The organism is Trichococcus shcherbakoviae, assembly GCF_963666195.1.
GTDB classification, from domain to species: Bacteria; Bacillota; Bacilli; order Lactobacillales; family Aerococcaceae; genus Trichococcus; species Trichococcus shcherbakoviae.
The window spans coordinates 2,667,592-2,683,373 of sequence record NZ_OY762653.1 but is presented as its reverse complement, the minus strand read 5'-3'; the positions used below and the strand labels follow the sequence as shown (position 1 = coordinate 2,683,373).

At 47.7% G+C, this 15,782-nt stretch carries 14 protein-coding genes and 2 other annotated features; all 14 genes read right to left on the bottom strand.

The genetic code is table 11. The features are described 5' to 3' along the window. Nucleotides 1–31 precede the first annotated feature (31 nt). The 14 genes from ACKPBX_RS12700 to ACKPBX_RS12635 all read right to left on the bottom strand — a co-directional run bounded on the left by ACKPBX_RS12700 (nt 32) and on the right by ACKPBX_RS12635 (nt 15,662). The gene (locus tag ACKPBX_RS12700) at nt 32–832 is read right to left on the bottom strand and encodes an amino acid ABC transporter substrate-binding protein (RefSeq protein ID WP_319995567.1); all 801 of its coding nucleotides are present in this window, start codon (nt 830–832) and stop codon (nt 32–34) included. Nucleotides 833–862: 30 nt separating this feature from the next. After that, nucleotides 863–1,660 (bottom strand): amino acid ABC transporter substrate-binding protein, encoded by a 798-nt coding sequence (locus ACKPBX_RS12695; protein ID WP_319995566.1) that lies wholly within the window; start codon nt 1,658–1,660, stop codon nt 863–865. 104 nt (nt 1,661–1,764) lie between these two features. Continuing rightward, nucleotides 1,765–2,015, bottom strand: a binding site (T-box leader). A gap of 79 nt (nt 2,016–2,094) precedes the next feature. Further along, nucleotides 2,095–2,619 (bottom strand): rod shape-determining protein MreD, encoded by a 525-nt coding sequence (gene mreD, locus ACKPBX_RS12690; protein ID WP_086628301.1) that lies wholly within the window; start codon nt 2,617–2,619, stop codon nt 2,095–2,097. Further along, entirely contained in the window at nt 2,619–3,473 is an 855-nt protein-coding gene (gene mreC / locus ACKPBX_RS12685) for a rod shape-determining protein MreC (protein ID WP_086628302.1), read from the bottom strand. The genes mreD and mreC overlap by 1 nt, the downstream gene beginning before the upstream one ends. A gap of 45 nt (nt 3,474–3,518) precedes the next feature. Further along, the gene (locus tag ACKPBX_RS12680) at nt 3,519–4,532 is read right to left on the bottom strand and encodes a rod shape-determining protein (RefSeq protein WP_119093235.1); all 1,014 of its coding nucleotides are present in this window, start codon (nt 4,530–4,532) and stop codon (nt 3,519–3,521) included. Between the two features lie 290 nt (nt 4,533–4,822). Beyond that, on the bottom strand, nt 4,823–5,023 hold the full coding sequence (gene cspD, locus ACKPBX_RS12675; protein ID WP_086628303.1) for a cold-shock protein CspD: 201 nt from the start codon (nt 5,021–5,023) through the stop codon (nt 4,823–4,825). A gap of 327 nt (nt 5,024–5,350) precedes the next feature. After that, nucleotides 5,351–6,751, bottom strand: coding sequence for an ISLre2 family transposase (locus ACKPBX_RS12670; RefSeq protein WP_319995042.1), 1,401 nt, complete (start codon nt 6,749–6,751; stop codon nt 5,351–5,353). 159 nt (nt 6,752–6,910) lie between these two features. Next, nucleotides 6,911–7,600, bottom strand: coding sequence for a RadC family protein (gene radC, locus ACKPBX_RS12665; RefSeq protein ID WP_168173183.1), 690 nt, complete (start codon nt 7,598–7,600; stop codon nt 6,911–6,913). A gap of 59 nt (nt 7,601–7,659) precedes the next feature. Beyond that, on the bottom strand, nt 7,660–8,319 hold the full coding sequence (locus ACKPBX_RS12660) for an HAD family hydrolase (RefSeq protein ID WP_086628304.1): 660 nt from the start codon (nt 8,317–8,319) through the stop codon (nt 7,660–7,662). 1 nt (nt 8,320) lies between these two features. Further along, nucleotides 8,321–9,631, bottom strand: a complete 1,311-nt coding sequence (locus ACKPBX_RS12655) for a bifunctional folylpolyglutamate synthase/dihydrofolate synthase (protein ID WP_086628305.1) — start codon at nt 9,629–9,631, stop codon at nt 8,321–8,323. Between the two features lie 90 nt (nt 9,632–9,721). Then, nucleotides 9,722–12,370, bottom strand: a complete 2,649-nt coding sequence (locus ACKPBX_RS12650) for a valine--tRNA ligase (protein ID WP_119093133.1) — start codon at nt 12,368–12,370, stop codon at nt 9,722–9,724. A gap of 63 nt (nt 12,371–12,433) precedes the next feature. After that, nucleotides 12,434–12,658: a binding site (T-box leader), on the bottom strand. A gap of 44 nt (nt 12,659–12,702) precedes the next feature. After that, the gene (gene tpx, locus ACKPBX_RS12645; protein WP_086628307.1) at nt 12,703–13,197 is read right to left on the bottom strand and encodes a thiol peroxidase; all 495 of its coding nucleotides are present in this window, start codon (nt 13,195–13,197) and stop codon (nt 12,703–12,705) included. 84 nt (nt 13,198–13,281) lie between these two features. After that, on the bottom strand, nt 13,282–14,496 hold the full coding sequence (gene thiI, locus ACKPBX_RS12640; protein ID WP_119093135.1) for a tRNA uracil 4-sulfurtransferase ThiI: 1,215 nt from the start codon (nt 14,494–14,496) through the stop codon (nt 13,282–13,284). A 29-nt stretch (nt 14,497–14,525) separates the two neighbouring features. Further along, nucleotides 14,526–15,662 (bottom strand): cysteine desulfurase family protein, encoded by a 1,137-nt coding sequence (locus ACKPBX_RS12635; protein ID WP_319995565.1) that lies wholly within the window; start codon nt 15,660–15,662, stop codon nt 14,526–14,528. Between the last annotated feature and the right edge of the window lie 120 nt (nt 15,663–15,782).

Here is a 15,782-nt window from a genome sequence, read left to right as displayed (position 1 = left end):
TCATAAACCTCTTTCTTACCCTTTATTTTCGTTATTCACTATAAAACCATTTGTCGTATATTTCATCAAAGGTTCCGTCTTCCTTCATGTCGGCCAAAGCTGCATTGACGCGCTCCTGCAAGTCAGCATTGTCCTTTTTGAAGGCAACCGCCATCTCGTCTTCCCCGAAATTATCATTCAGGACACGGTAGATGTCTTTTCCTGACTGTTTCATGTAGTAACGACCGTAGACTTCACCGACGACGATGGCATCCACGCGGCCTGATTCCAGGTCGCTGAAGGCATTATTATTGGAAGGATAAAGCACCAAATCCCCGCCCAACTTTTCAAATATCCCTGATGCATCTTCCATGATCTTGTCCACAGAACTGGAAGATTGTTGTGTCGAAACCAACTTCCCTTCCAGATCCGCTTTCGTTTGGATAACGCTGTCCTTCAAAACGATGATGGCTTGCGCATCCACGATGTACGGCTCGCTCAAGAGGACTTTTTCGGCCCGTTCCGGCGTGATCGCATAGCCGTTCCAGATCATATCGATGTTTCCGGAATCCAATTCGGTTTCCTTCATTGCCCAATCAATCGGTTGGAAAACCATTTCGGCCCCGATCCGTTCACCGACAGCTTTCGCCAGATCGACATCGAATCCGATGATTTCATTGCTGTCATCACGGAATCCCATCGGCGCAAATGTGTCATCCAAACCCACGACCAGCGTTTCCTCGGCATCAATCTCCGAACTGTCGGAAGCATCATCAGCAGTCCCAGCGTTACATCCAGCCAGCAACAATAAACCCGTTCCGATCAAAACAGCTTTTTTTAGCTTATCCAACATGCAGTTTTCCTCCTTCAACAAACGGTAATGCTATTCAGCGAACCAAGTTGTATAGATTTCATCGTACGTTCCGTCTTCACGCATATCATTCAACGCTTCGTCAATCGCTTCTTTCAGTGCGACATCGTCTTTGCGGAGACCCACACCATATTCTTCATCGCCAAAATTATCGGTAAGAACGGCATACTTTTCCTCACCTTTTTGTTTCATGGTGTAACGGCCCAACACTTCATCAACGACGATTGCATCACTGCGGCCGCTTTCCAGGTCGTTGAACACGTCATTGAAAGTAGGGTACAAAATAGCAGTGCCCCCATCAAACTCAGCAGCAATTCCTGTTTCGTCGGCATTGATGGCATCAAATGCCGCAGATCCTTGTTGCGTAGCAACTACTTTCCCAGCCAAATCGGCTTTTTTCTCGATATCACTGTCCGCCATTGTGACGATGATTTGGCTGTTATTCAGATACGGTTCTGTGAAAAGCACTTTCTCTTTGCGCTCTTCCGTGATGGTGTAACCATTCCAAATCATGTCGATGTTACCGGAAGCCAATTCGGTTTCCTTCATTGCCCAATCGATGGGCTGGAAAGTGATTTCCACATCCAAGCGTTCAGCGACTTCTTTTGCCAAGTCGACATCAAAGCCGACGATTTCACCGCTCTCATCTTTGAAACCCATAGGTGCAAAAGTATCGTCCAGCCCCATCACCAATGTTTCTTTGATTCCTGAATCTTCCGATCCGGTTGCAGAAGAATCCTCAGCAGTTCCTCCACCGCATGCAGCCAATAAACTTGTAGACGCCAACAACATTAATGCTAATTTTTTCATATTCTTCTCCTCCATATATGTGTACTTTTTTATTACCGAATTTTGTGATGGTCACTCCTCAAGCCGTTTCCAATAAAAAAAGCCCTCTAACTTCCTGCTGAAAGTTAAAGGACGATTGAAGTCGTGGTTCCACCTTTTTTTGCGGCATCTTCACAGAAACCGCCTCATAACGTTCCATTCGAAACGTCAGTGCTGTAACGGGCACAACCGAGTCAACCTACTAAGGGCAGCGGATGCTGTCTTTTCGGAATTCTTGCTCAGAGACGTGATTTCACTGGTTTCTATTGTCTGCTCACACCACCCGCAAACTCTCTGGAAATAGCCAAAAGTTACTTTTTCTCTTCATTGCATTTAGAATTTAAGACAATAATACCACAGCGTTCGTTAAATGCAAGCATTTCATTAAAAAAGATCTCATTCATTTCTCATCATGGTCAGTCGTACATCCAGCCCACAAGTTTAAACAATGGGTAATAAATTACAATGAACAGCACAATGTTCAACACGATGGTCGGTCCCAAACGCTCAGAAGCGAATGCACTGAAATCAAGCTGCGTAATGTCAATCAAGCTGTAAAAGCCAAAAACGAATGAATCAACCAAAACGATCGCTAAGATGAACAACAGAGCCAACACAAAAACATTTTCCGTCAAATATTTCTGCATTTTCTTCACGAAGTACACGATCACCGCAAAAGCGACTGCGTAAACGCCCAAAATGCCGCTGTAATAACTGTCGAACAACAGCCCGAACAAAACTGCGTACAACTGCATCGGCTGCTTGGGGAAATAGTAGGAAAAAAGCACGAATCCGAACAGAGCCAAATGCGGCACAAGGATATACTCTTCACTGACGAACTGGCCCGGAAAGGCATTGATCAAAAAGCCATCCAAAATCAAAAGCAAGTAAAGCATCACGGGGATGAAATAAGTGTGATGCAAAGATCTGTTCTGCACCATCACTCACCACTCCCACTCAGCCGTTTGATGACCGTTACGAAGCGGATATTATAAACCTCTCCGGCAGGCTCGATCGTCACCTGTTTGAACAGGCCATAGCTGTCCATGGATACCTCTTTAACAGTGCCGATCAGCAAGGCGCTTGGCGATACGCCGCCCAAGCCTGATGTGATCACACTGTCGCCAGGATTGATCACAGCATCCGGAGCAATCTGGGACATGGAAAGCATCTTCGTGTTCTCATCATAGCCATTGACGATGCCATGAACAGGTCCAGATTCAGTCTGGATTTCAGCTGACACACGGTTAGTCGTATCATTTGAAGTGGTCAACAAAAGTACTTTCGCGCTGGTTGAGCTGACTTCGGATACACGGCCAATCAGACCGTTCCCGGCCATCACCGACATATCGACCTCCACCCCGTCCTGGGATCCTTTATCGATGACGATTTGGTTCAACCAACTGTCCGGGTTGCGGGATACCACAGACGCATTGATTTGTTCATATTCTGATAAAGTGCTTTTTAGTTCAAGTTCTTCCTGCATCCGCGCATTTTCTTGCTCCAGATTATAGACTTTCACTTGCAGCTCATATACGGTATCAATTTTACTTTTTAAAGATTGGTTTTCTTCATACGTATTCATCAGGTTATCGACTGAATCAACAAAATTCGCCACTACTTCCGCTGGCTTAGAAAATATTCTCGCAATGGAGCCTGTCACATCGTTCCCTACTTGTTGCGGTATCGATGTATCTTCTCTGTTGTTGGTGAGAGAATATGCTATCAAGCTGATAAAGGTGATCACACTGATCAATAGGATAATCAATTTTTTGTTGTTAAAAAACTGATTCACATTGACACCTCATTTCGTACATCACTTTCAATTACATTCATCATCTTAATGCCTTAAATTTTTACGCTTGTACGCGTTGATATTCTTCAAAGTTTCGCCTGTCCCGATGGAAACGCAATCCAATGGGTCGTTCGCGATAAATACAGGAACTTCCGCTTCTGCCGAAATGACTTCAGCAATGTTCTTCAACAAAGCCCCACCGCCTGTCAAAACGATGCCATGATCGATGACGTCAGCAGATATTTCGGGAGGCGTCTCTTCCAGCACTTCCCTCACGGAAAGGATGATGTTTTCGACCACATCATGGATCGCAACCGCTACGTCCTCGGCATGGATCTCCAAAGTCTTGGGCAGGCCGTTGACCATATCGCGGCCCCTTATTTCCATGGAGCCGTAGGAAGCTGCCTTTTCGATGTCGGCACAACCGATCGTTATTTTGATATTCTCGGCAGTCCGCTCGCCGATCAACAGACCATACTTTTTGCGTATGAACTGAATGATTGCCTCATCCATACGATCGCCAGCGGCTGTGCTGGAACGGCTCGTGACGATGCCTCCGAGCGAAATTGTCGCGACATCCGTCGTCCCGCCACCGATGTCCACCACCATATTGCCTGTAGGCGCATGCACCGGAAGCCCGGCACCCACCGCGGCTGCAAAAGGCTCTTCTATGATGAAAGCTTCTTTGGCACCGGCTGTCCGGGTGGCATCAAGAACTGCCCGCTTCTCGACTTCCGTCACACCACTCGGGACACAGACCATCACGTATGGTTTGATGAATGCATTTCCAGTCGCTTTTTTGATGAAATATTTCATCATTGCGACAGTTGTATCATAATCCGCAATGACGCCTTCCTTCATGGGGCGTGATGCCACAATGGTTCCGGGTGTCCTGCCAAGCATCTGGAAAGCCTCTTCCCCAACGGACAGAATCTCCCCCGTATGGATATTTTTGGCGACGACAGAAGGTTCTCTGATCACGATGCCCTTGCCGGCTATGAAGACGATCGTATTGGCCGTACCTAAATCAATTCCGATGTTTTTACCCTTAAAATTCAAACTTACCAAGTACTTCTCATCCTTCCGTCTGATTGACTACAAACTCTCCCACAAACAAATTCTTTTCTATTTTACCACAAACCGGAACAAGAAAAACATCAATGTAACAAACAAAAGAAAGAATTAATCTATTTGACAGGAATGCCGTGGATCGGTAATGCCGACGTAAACAACTCACCCTAATTGACACAATATATCTACACTAACCAAAGTGAGTCATCCAGTTGGTCACATTTAAAAAGGGCCCGAGACAGTGTCCCGGACCCTTTGATCGTTTAAGTTAAGGAAAATTAGATTTTTTCTACGTTAGAAGCTTGCGGTCCACGGTTTCCATCAACGATTTCGAATGAAACTGCTTGTCCTTCTTCTAATGATTTGAATCCGTCACCTAAGATAGCTGAGAAATGTACGAATACGTCGTCTCCGCTTTCGCGTTCGATAAATCCAAAACCTTTTTCTGCGTTAAACCATTTTACTGTTCCTTTTTCCATGAAAAATTCCTCCTCGTGCAAAGCACTAAAAATGTGATTTTTGCTTTTGGTACGATAGGAATGTTCAAGACAATCTATTCTTTACCAAACAAAAACACTAATATAATGATATATCAGGTTTTCCGATATTGCAAGTTTTTTGCCATCAAAGTATGTGTCAATCTTTTCTATGCAAAGTTCAGAAACCTTACTTGTAGTGCCAATTTGAAATTGTTTTAATATTGTCCCTGAAGCTTTGGCGCGCGTCGCTTGCCCTTCCCTCCGGGAATACAGTGAATCAAAAAGCGTAATTCACTGTATTCCCGGAGGATTTGAAGAAAATTCTGATTAACTCGCAAATATTTTCTTCATCATTCCCATGCTGCAGGTCGCGTTCATCGCTGGTATACCAGCCTGTCTAGCGGGTGTCCTCTCTCTGCCAGAATGTTTCTTTAACGCATTTCTGACTGCGAATTTCAGTTTTACCGCTAAACTTTCCGGAACGGTACGTACTGGCTCCGTTAACGCTTTTTCTAGGGTTCCCATCTTCTTACCTTCAATGATGGAGACCATCGCCCGAGCGCCATCATGGCTCCAGTATTTCCCATTACCTTTCATTCGGTAGCTGTAAGGTCGATGATTACTTTCACAGCTTCCAATTCCCCGGATTCCTTTGCAGGATTCGATTTCTCTTAACGGACGAAGATACGCCCAGTTTCTTTCTAGGTAGGCTGCCAAAAGTCGTAACTCCTCTTTTTGATCTTTCTCCTGTTCTAGCGAGATTTTACTTTCAATCGTATCCAACACAATCGCAATCGAATCCCAATCATAGGACCATAGGGCCTTTTTCAGCGGCAGTTCCATCTCTGGACACCAAGAAAGACGGCTCTTAATCTTTTTGTGAACGTGATAGCGATCCACCTGATGGATATGTTCCTTACACACACCAATTGCCATGGCACAGTCCTCTGCCCGATAACCTGAGCCACCATCGGTGTTCGAAATGACTACCGTATTTTTGAGATCGTAATGACTCCCTAAATAAATCGCTGCTTTCTCCCATGCATCTTTCGCTGATTTCAACGATGACACAAATATCGGATTTTTCAGTTTCTTTCTTTTCCCGCTTGTTGTGACGCCTTCTGCTATTTGGACTCGGTGGATCTCTTCTTTTCTTTTCCCCTTGCCTTTAATGACGATCCCATCGCCTTCTACCAAGAGAAAAGGTACTTCTTTCTGTTCTTCGGGTAAGGCCACTTCGTATTCTTCTAAGTTTTGTTTCTCCCACTGCGCTTGCTTTTCTCCTACCGATTTCACAATATTGCCCACTGTTCCATGGCTCATGCTGAACGAAGTCAGTTTAGTGACGGCTTCGGCCACACCGCGGTAGACGCTGCCAGTCACAAGTTCGGCCACTTGCTTTTGTAAAAGGGTAGAGTAGCGCTCGCTTTTATTGAAGCCACAGATGTTATCCAGTGGGAAAAAGCTCTTTTCACCTTTCTTCTTTAAACGTCTACGCATAAACTCGACTGTACCGAATGTGAAAGTAATCGTGCGTGAATCCCTGTTGGCGATACGCCATCCTTCCGCTTTAAACGGAACGTACAACTCGCTATCCAAGGCCTCTAAGGCCTCCTTCATGAGTTGACTTACAAGATCTGAGAAATAAGCCTGAAGCGTAGTTTCTGCATCAAGCACATGATTTGAATCCTTTATTATGTGGTGAATTTCTGCTATAATTTTTTCCATGAAGACCTTCCTCTACACTAAATTGGCTACCAACCTTTAGTTGTATTGTAAGGTCTTCTTTTTGACTATTTCAACAAAAGAATAGTTTTGCATAGAAAAATTATACACTTAGGCCATCAAATTATCATTTCCATCTGCGTCAACATTTACTGAATCGGACTAAATGATACCGTATTCCCGCAGACTGAGATAGTCATCGACCCCAATGATGAAGTGATCAAGAATCTCGATCCCCATCATTTCTCCGCATTCCACCATCCTGCGGGTAAAGACCAAATCAGCCTCCGAGGGATCGGGATTCCCGGAAGGATGATTGTGCGCGAGGATGATCCTCGCTGCCGCAAACCTTACCGCCTCCCGGAAAATCTCGCGCGGATGCGCAACCGAACTGTTCAGACTGCCGATGAATATCGTCTTCTTCTTGATGATTTCGTTCTTTGTGTTCAGATAGACAGCCACCACGTGCTCCTGTTGGAGATCGCGCATCTCTTTCTGCAGCAGCGTTCCGGCACTTTGCGTCGAGGTGATCGTTCCGCTCTTCAATTGCGTGGCATTGGCGATGCGGACTCCCAGTTCGACACAGGCCTTGATTTCGATCGCTTTTGTTCGGCCGATTCCGTGGATCGAAGTCAGCTCTTCCAGTGAGGCCAGCTTCAAGGAATGCAGATCTTCGAACTCATTCAGCACCCGTAACGCCAGCTGCATGACATTGCTGTCCCTGGGCCCCGTCCGCAGAATGATTGCCAATAATTCATGCGTCGCCAGGGCTTTTTCTCCGAATTGATCCAATCTTTCACGCGGGCGCGAGGCTTTAGGAACCTCCATCAGCAGATTTGTTTCTTGCACCATCCTGTTTTACCCCTTTCCTTCCGTCTACTCATTAGATACGCAGAAAGAGGCGGAACAGGTTATTTCTCTTTCAGCCAATCCATGACCGCGTGCAGGTCCGGCAAAATGGCAATCGTTTTTGCTTTCGCTTCGTCATCGGGAACGATCAGATCCGGGATCATGATCACTTCAATGCCCGCGTCATAGGCCGCGCGGATGCCATTAAGCGAATCTTCCAGGATCAGACAGTCTTCTTTCGGAATGTCGAGGGGTTTCCAGGCGCTCAGGAAAATTTCCGGATCCGGTTTTGCGAAGGACACTTCATCCCCGCAGACTTGGTAGCGGAAGTACTGCGAAATATCAGCCAACTCAAGGTAAAAGCTGACTTCTCTCCTCCGGCTACTGGAAGCAACGACGCACACCACGCCCTCCTCCTTCAGAAAGGCCAGCAGATCATAAAGGCCTTTTTTGATCGGAAGCCCCTGCTCGGAGGCGATGTCCGTCTGCCTCTTCTTCATTTTTCTCAGGAATCGCTCCGCCAATTCAGCGTCGCCGAAGTCGGATGCCAATTCAGGCATCACATCTTTATCGGATCGCCCTACTTGTTTCAGGTAATAATCGAAGTCGAACGCTATCGGCAAAGCCAACTCTTCAGCCAATTCGCCTTGCGCCTGATAGCCCAACGTTTCCGTATCGAACATCAATCCATCCATATCAAAAATGACCGCTTTTTTACGCATCTCATAACTCCTTATTCTTTAATAAATAATGCCTTACTTCGGAAAGAAAATACAGCGAGCCTGTAATCAACAACATGCCCTCTTCGGATTGTTTCGCCTTCAGTTCATCGATCGCAAAGCGCCAATCTTCGTAGGCTGCAGCTTCCGATACGCCCATCCGTTCGCACAGTTCCTCGACTGATGCAGCCCTTGGGAAATCGAAACTGGTCACGTACAGCTTGCTGTCCGGGATCGACTTGATCAACTGGCCCATTTCCTCCAGGTCCTTATCAGCCAACGCCGCCAACAGAATGGTGATATCTTTATCCGAAAACTTCTTCTTGATCGCTTCAGTCAGCACTTCCATAGCCGGGATATTATGGGCACCATCCAGCATGACAAACGGTTCTTGCGAAACGATCTCCATCCGGACCGGCCAAGCCGTCCCCAGAAGGCCTGCTTTGATTGTCTTCTCCGAGTAGCTTAAAGCGTGTTTTTTGCAGAACAGCAAGAATGTCTGCAGCGCAGTGGCTGCGTTATCGACTTGATGGCCACCCATCAAGGCAATTTCGAGGTTCTCAAAAGTGCCCAAGGGAGAGGCAAAGTCAAAGACTTCATGGTAATCAGAACCCTCATGCCAATTGGTGACGCTGAAGTCCGGTCCGTATGCATACAAGGGCGCTGCCTTTTTTTCCGCAGTGTCCCGCATTACCGACAAAGCCTCTTCAGGCAATCTTCCGATGACGACAGGTGTCCCTTGCTTGATGATTCCGGCTTTCTGATAGGCGATCTCCGCCAGTGTATCCCCGAGGATATTGCTGTGGTCTTTGCCTATCGTCGTGATGAGCGACAAATCCGGTTCGGCAACATTCGTGCTGTCGTAAAGACCGCCCAGACCGACTTCCAACAATACGACATCGCACGGATGGGAGCCAAAATACGAGAACATCATGGCGGTCACAACTTCGAATTCAGTCAGCGGCCCCATATCCGTCAGGCTGATTTCCTCATAGAGTGCATGCAGAATGTTCGCTTGTTCCAATACGTCTTCATCCGGGATGTTCGCTCCATTCACGCCGATCCTTTCATTGAAACTGACGATATGCGGCGAGGTGAAGGTTCCAACCGTATAGCCAGCCGCCATGAACAGGCTTCTTAAGTAAGCAACATTCGACCCTTTTCCGTTTGTTCCGGCAATATGGATGGATCTGAATTTACGTTCCGGGTGATCCAGTTTTTCCATCAACCATTTCATCCGGACTATTCCCGGTTTAGGGCCCATGCCTTTGCGGGTATGGATCCATTCCATCGCTTCTTCATAAGTTGCAAACATCTACCTCTTCACTCCATTTCCATTTAAGAAGAACCCTATCCACAAAGGAACTTGCTAATAGGGTTCTTCCTGTTCAATTTGATTCTCTTATTAAGCCAACTGTTCTTTCAGGGCAGCGATGCGTTCTTCAACGGCCGCCAATTTTTCGCGGTATTCCGTTCCTTTTTGTTTCTCCCCATCGATTACAGCCTGCGGGGCTTTGCTGACGAATTTTTCGTTATTCAATTTGCTTTCCACACGGTCGACTTCTTTGGTCAATTTCTCCGCTTCCTTCTCGAGACGGGAAATCTCATCTTCCAATTTGATCAGGCCGGCCAACGGCATATACACCTCTCCGCCTGAGAAAACTGCGGTGACAGCGTCGCTGGCTGCCTGGATGTGTTGGCCGATTTCCAGTGTATCCGGGTTGCAGAAGCGGAAGATGTACGATTCATTGGCGCGGAAAATCGCTTCGGTCTCATCGTCATTCACTTTCAACTGCATCGGAACTTTCTTGGACAACGGTGTGTTCATTTCAGCGCGGACATTGCGGACGCCACGGATCAATTCGATCAGTTTTTCCATCGCTTCTTCTGCTGCTTCATCGATGTAGCTGTCACTTGCTTCCGGATAGGCTGCCGTCACGATGGAATCGCCTTGATGCGGTACATTCTGCCAAATTTCTTCGGTGACGAACGGCATGACCGGATGCAATAAGCGCAATACATTATCCAAAACATACGCCAAGATACTGCGGGTTGTCTGTTTGGCCTCTTCATTTTCCCCTTGCAGAACTTCCTTGGACATTTCGATATACCAGTCGCAGTAATCATCCCAGATGAAACGGTACAACAAGCGGCCAGCTTCACCGAATTCAAATTTCTCGAACAGGTCCGTCACTTTTGTGATGGTCTTATTCAGGCTGGAAAGGATCCATTTATCGGCTATCGTCTTTTCCCCTGAAATATCGATGTCGTCGAATGTCAGGTCTTCCAAGTTAAGCAGCACGTAACGGCTGGCATTCCAGATTTTGTTGATGAAGTTCCAGGAGGCATCCATCTTCTCATAGCTGAAGCGGACATCCTGACCAGGTGCGGAACCGTTCGCCAAGAACCAACGCAAAGCATCAGCCCCGTATTTTTCGACCACATCCATCGGGTCGATCCCGTTTCCGAGCGATTTGCTCATCTTGCGGCCTTGCTCGTCACGGATCAGACCATGGATCAGTACATTCTCAAACGGACGTTTTTCGGTGAACTCCAGACTCTGGAAAATCATCCGGCTTACCCAGAAGAAGATGATGTCATACCCTGTCACCAAAGTGCTTGTAGGGAAATAACGTTTGAAGTCTTCCGCATCTTCATCCGGCCAGCCCATCGTCGAGAACGGCCAAAGCGCTGAACTGAACCATGTATCCAGAACATCCTCATCCTGCGTCCAGTTTTCGCTGTCGCTCGGGGCTTCCATGCCTACGTACATTTCGCCGGTTTCTTTATGATACCAAGCCGGGATTTGATGTCCCCACCATAATTGGCGAGAAATGACCCAGTCATGGACGTTGCCCATCCAAGTCAGGAAAGTATTCTCAAATCGTTCAGGATAGAAGGAAACTTTTTCTTCTGAGGATTGATTTTCGACCGCACGCTCAGCCAATGGTTGCATTTTGACGAACCATTGCGTCGAGATGCGCGGTTCCACAATAACGTTTGTCCGTTCCGAATGTCCGACGCTGTGGGTCATTTCCTCAACTTTGACCAAATAGCCCAGTTCTTCCATATCTTTTATGATCGCTTTGCGCGCTGCAAAACGGTCCATTCCTGCATATTTTCCGGCTGCTTCGTTCATCGTCGCATCATCGTTCATGACGTTCACTTGCGGCAAATCATGGCGCAAACCGACTTCAAAGTCGTTCGGGTCATGCGCCGGCGTGATCTTGACGACGCCGGTCCCGAAGTCCATCTCAACATAATCATCAGCGATGACCGGGATTTCCCGATTCACCAGCGGCAACGTCACAGTCTTGCCGATGAACTGCTGATATCTTGCATCTTCCGGATGAACCGCGATGGCAGTATCGCCCAACATGGTTTCGGGACGGGTAGTCGCCAACTCCAGGTAGCCTGAACCATCCGTCATCGGATAGCGGAAATGATAGAAGGCTCCCTGAACGTCTTTATGGATGACTTCAATGTCGGATAATGCGGTCTTCGCTTTGGGATCCCAGTTGATGATGTAGGCGCCGCGGTAGATCAAGTCTTTTTCGTACAAGCCGACGAAGACTTTGCGGACCGCATCCGACAGTCCTTCATCCAGCGTGAATCGCTCACGGTCATAATCAACGGAAATGCCCATTTTTCCCCACTGTTCTCGGATAACGCTAGCGTAATCCTCTTTCCATTCCCAAACTTTGTCGACAAAGGCTTCACGGCCCAGGTCATAGCGGGTAAGGCCATCCTCGGCTAATTTCGCTTCAACCTTGGCTTGGGTGGCGATGCCGGCGTGGTCCATCCCAGGCAACCACAGCGTATCGAATCCTTGCATGCGTTTTTGGCGGATCAACATATCCTGCAGCGTCACATCCCAGGCATGGCCCAAGTGCAATCTGCCGGTTACGTTCGGAGGCGGAATCACGATCGAATACGGTTTTTTGCTCTTGTCGCCGCTGGGCTTGAACAGCCCTGCTTCCACCCATTTTTGATATTTCCCAGCTTCTACTTGTTGGGGTTGATACTTTGTCGGCATTGCGTCTGCTTTAGACATTCAGCCACTTCCTCTCTCTTTTACATTGATTTGTTGCGAAAAAAAAACGCCCTGCATACGAATATGCAGGACGATATGAATCGCGGTACCACCTAAATTACAGGAATCGGATCCCTGTCTCTCTTTTTGATAACGGAGAATACTCCGAGCTGCGCTACCCAGTCCGCAGACCTTCACGCAACTTGCTCACAAGCTACTTCACTTCCCTTCCCCAAAAAAGCTTTCACCAAACGCTTTTCTCTCTTGTGTGGTTCCGGGTAAGCTACTCTTCTTGATCGACGCTTATTTATACTTCACTAGTTTAGCACCTTTTGATTAAAATCTCAATGCGATTAAAGTAATTTTTTTGCAGCTGCCAAGGCTGCTGCTTCATCTGGTTCCGTCGCGATTTCAGGGACGATCTCCATGTAGGACAGGACGCCCTCTTTGTCGATGACGAATACGCTGCGGGCCAACTTGTTGCCCATATGAGGCACCTTCAGTCCGTAGGCTTCGCCAAATTCGCCGTTGTCGTCATGCAGCATCTGCATATCGATGCCGCTTGCCGAGCACCAGTTGATCAATTCTTCTTTTGTATTTTTCGAAACCGATAACAACGTCAATCCTTCGACATTCGCTGCCGTCTCGTTGAATTTGCGTGTTTGTTTGTCGCAGACGCTCGTGTTGATGTCCGGGAATACGCTGATCAGAACAACCGAACCGCGCAAATCATCCAAAGATACCTTTTCGTCTTTTGTGTTGTACAACGAAAATGCCGGTGCCTTCTCCCCAACAACAGGCTGAGTCCCTAAAACCTCAATAATTTCACCTTTTAATGTCACTTGCATGAAAACATTCCCCCTTATCCGATAATACTCTCATTATACAGATAAGCGGTGATTTATGGTAAGGATACGCTCTCGCAGGGAGAGTTACAGCAGATCCGAAAAGAGCGCCTCGTCTTGGCTGGCGGTATCCTCTCGGCCTGTTATGCTTGATATGACAATGCCTGCGACTGCGCGTGCCACGAGCGGTTCCACATCAAGGATCGCTTCAAAACGTCTGGCCTTGTCCAAATGCGGTTTTGTTTTGGGTGAGGGTGGCGCAAAAATCGTGCAGCAGTCCTCGAACGGTTGTACCGACAAATCAAATGTATCGATTTTCTGCGCCAAATCGATGATTTCCAATTTGTCCATCGTTGCGACAGGCCGAATGATCGGCGTCGTTGTGACATCATTGATGGCAATCATGCTCTCCAGCGTCTGGGAAGCGACTTGGGCCAAAGATTCCCCATTAAAGATGGCCAGCCCTTTGCGTTCGGCTCTGATGGCATCGGTGATCCGCAGCATCATCCGGCGCGTGATCGTCATCAGATAATCCGCCGGCACTTTCTCTTTGATTTCTTCCTGGATTTCCGTGAACGGCACTTCGATGAACTGGATTTCACCGCCGAATTTAGTCAATTTGGCAGTCAAATCTTTGGCTTTCTGCAACGCTTGCGGACTTGTGTAAGGCGGACTGTGGAAGTGCACTGCCTCAATCTTAACGCCGCGTTTCATGGCGAGATAACCGGCCACCGGCGAATCGATGCCTCCGGAAAGCATAAGCATGCCTCTGCCGCTGGAACCGACAGGCAATCCGCCAGCCCCTTGATAGGTTTGCGTACTGAGCATGATGCCGCTGGTCTTGATGTCTACGCGCACAAGGATGTCCGGCTGCTTCATCTTGACCGAAATACCAGGGAAAGCATCCAGTACAGTTGCCCCCAGCTCGGCATTCATGAAGGTCGTGTCATGCTCGTAGGAATGATCCGAACGACGCGTAGCTATCTTGAATGTCTTTCCGGCCGTCTCCATTTTGGCAAGCAACTCCACCAAAACCCGTTTCACTTCATCGAGATCATGCGAAACCAGATATACCGGTGAATAGTTTTGGATGCCGAAAACATGCTGCAGGCGTTCGATAATGACGGCCTCATCAGCTCCGTTCAGATCCAACAACATAAAATCGTGCTCGGGTTTTATTTTGATCTGCGGATGATCCTTTGTGACCATCCTGACATTTTGCGCCAACTGCTGGACAAAACGTTTTTTGTTTTTCCCTTTGGTCGACAGTTCGCCAAAGCGGATTTGAATGTGCGTTTCCATTTATGTTCTCTTCCTATCTGTCAGTTATTCTACTGTATTTTTTGGAACTGTTCATGCAGCGTCCGGAAATGTTCAATGAAGGCTTCAGCTTCCGACTCGGTATTTTCGCCGGAAAGGCTTATCCTGACAGCACACTGGCTCCAGGAAACAGGCACACCCATCGACCCCAACGTATAGGGCGTGCCTTTCTTTCTGCTCGAGCAGGCGCTGGTTGTTGAAATGAAGATATCCATGCTTTCGAAAGCATGGACCATTACTTCTCCCCTGACGCCTTTCATGGCAAAACAGAGGATATGGCCGGCGCCATCTTCAGGTGAAAAGATTCGGACATCCTCATATTCCGAAAGGGCCGCAGCCAACTTACTCCGGACCAGCCTTTCTTGTTTTCGGCTTGATTCGCTGCCTTCAAGCGTTATGCGCAGGGCTTTCGCCATCGCCGCGATTCCCCCGACGTTCTCCGTCGTGCTGCGCATGCCCGATTCTTGCCCGCCTCCCGTCAATAACGGCGCGATCCGTTTGCCATGTTTCTTGTAGAGGATGCCAACGCCTTTGGGGCCGTTGAATTTATGCGCTGACAGCGACAGGAGATCCACACGGCGATGCCGGATCAGCGGCTCGCATTCACCGACAGCCTGCACGGCATCCACATGGAAATGGACCCAAGGATAATTTTCCAGCAGCTCGCCGATAGCCTCGATCGGCTGGATGCTGCCGACTTCATTATTGATGGCCATGACGCTCAGCAGGATCGTATCTTTCCTTATCGCTTTCTCAAGCTCATCGAGGGATACGATGCCGTTCGCGTCGACAGGCAAGTAGCTGATTTCAAAGCCTAATTTTTCCAGTTGCTCCAACGATTTGGTGACCGCCGGATGTTCAACCGAAGAAGCGATCATGTGCTTCCCTGCAGCGAACTTCTCCATCGCTGTTCCTTTGATCGCCCAGTTGTCGCTCTCCGTACCGCCGCTCGTGAAGAAAATTTCATCCGGCTGGGCGCCCAGCAAATGTGCAATCTGTTTGCGCGATTGCTGAAGCAAAGCATCGGCTTCGTTGCCTAATCTGTGCAGACTGGAAGGATTGCCAAAAAATTGTTCATTGACCTTCCGGTAAGTATCCAAAGCTTCCGGATACATTTTTGTTGTTGCACTGTTGTCAAAATAAATCATCTTTATCTACACTTCCTTAATAACTTTGCATTCTCATCGAGACATCCTATCCATTATATAGAAAATGCCTGACCATTAAAAGCTTACGGCTGAATTTTATTCCCTTCTCATAAAAAGAGG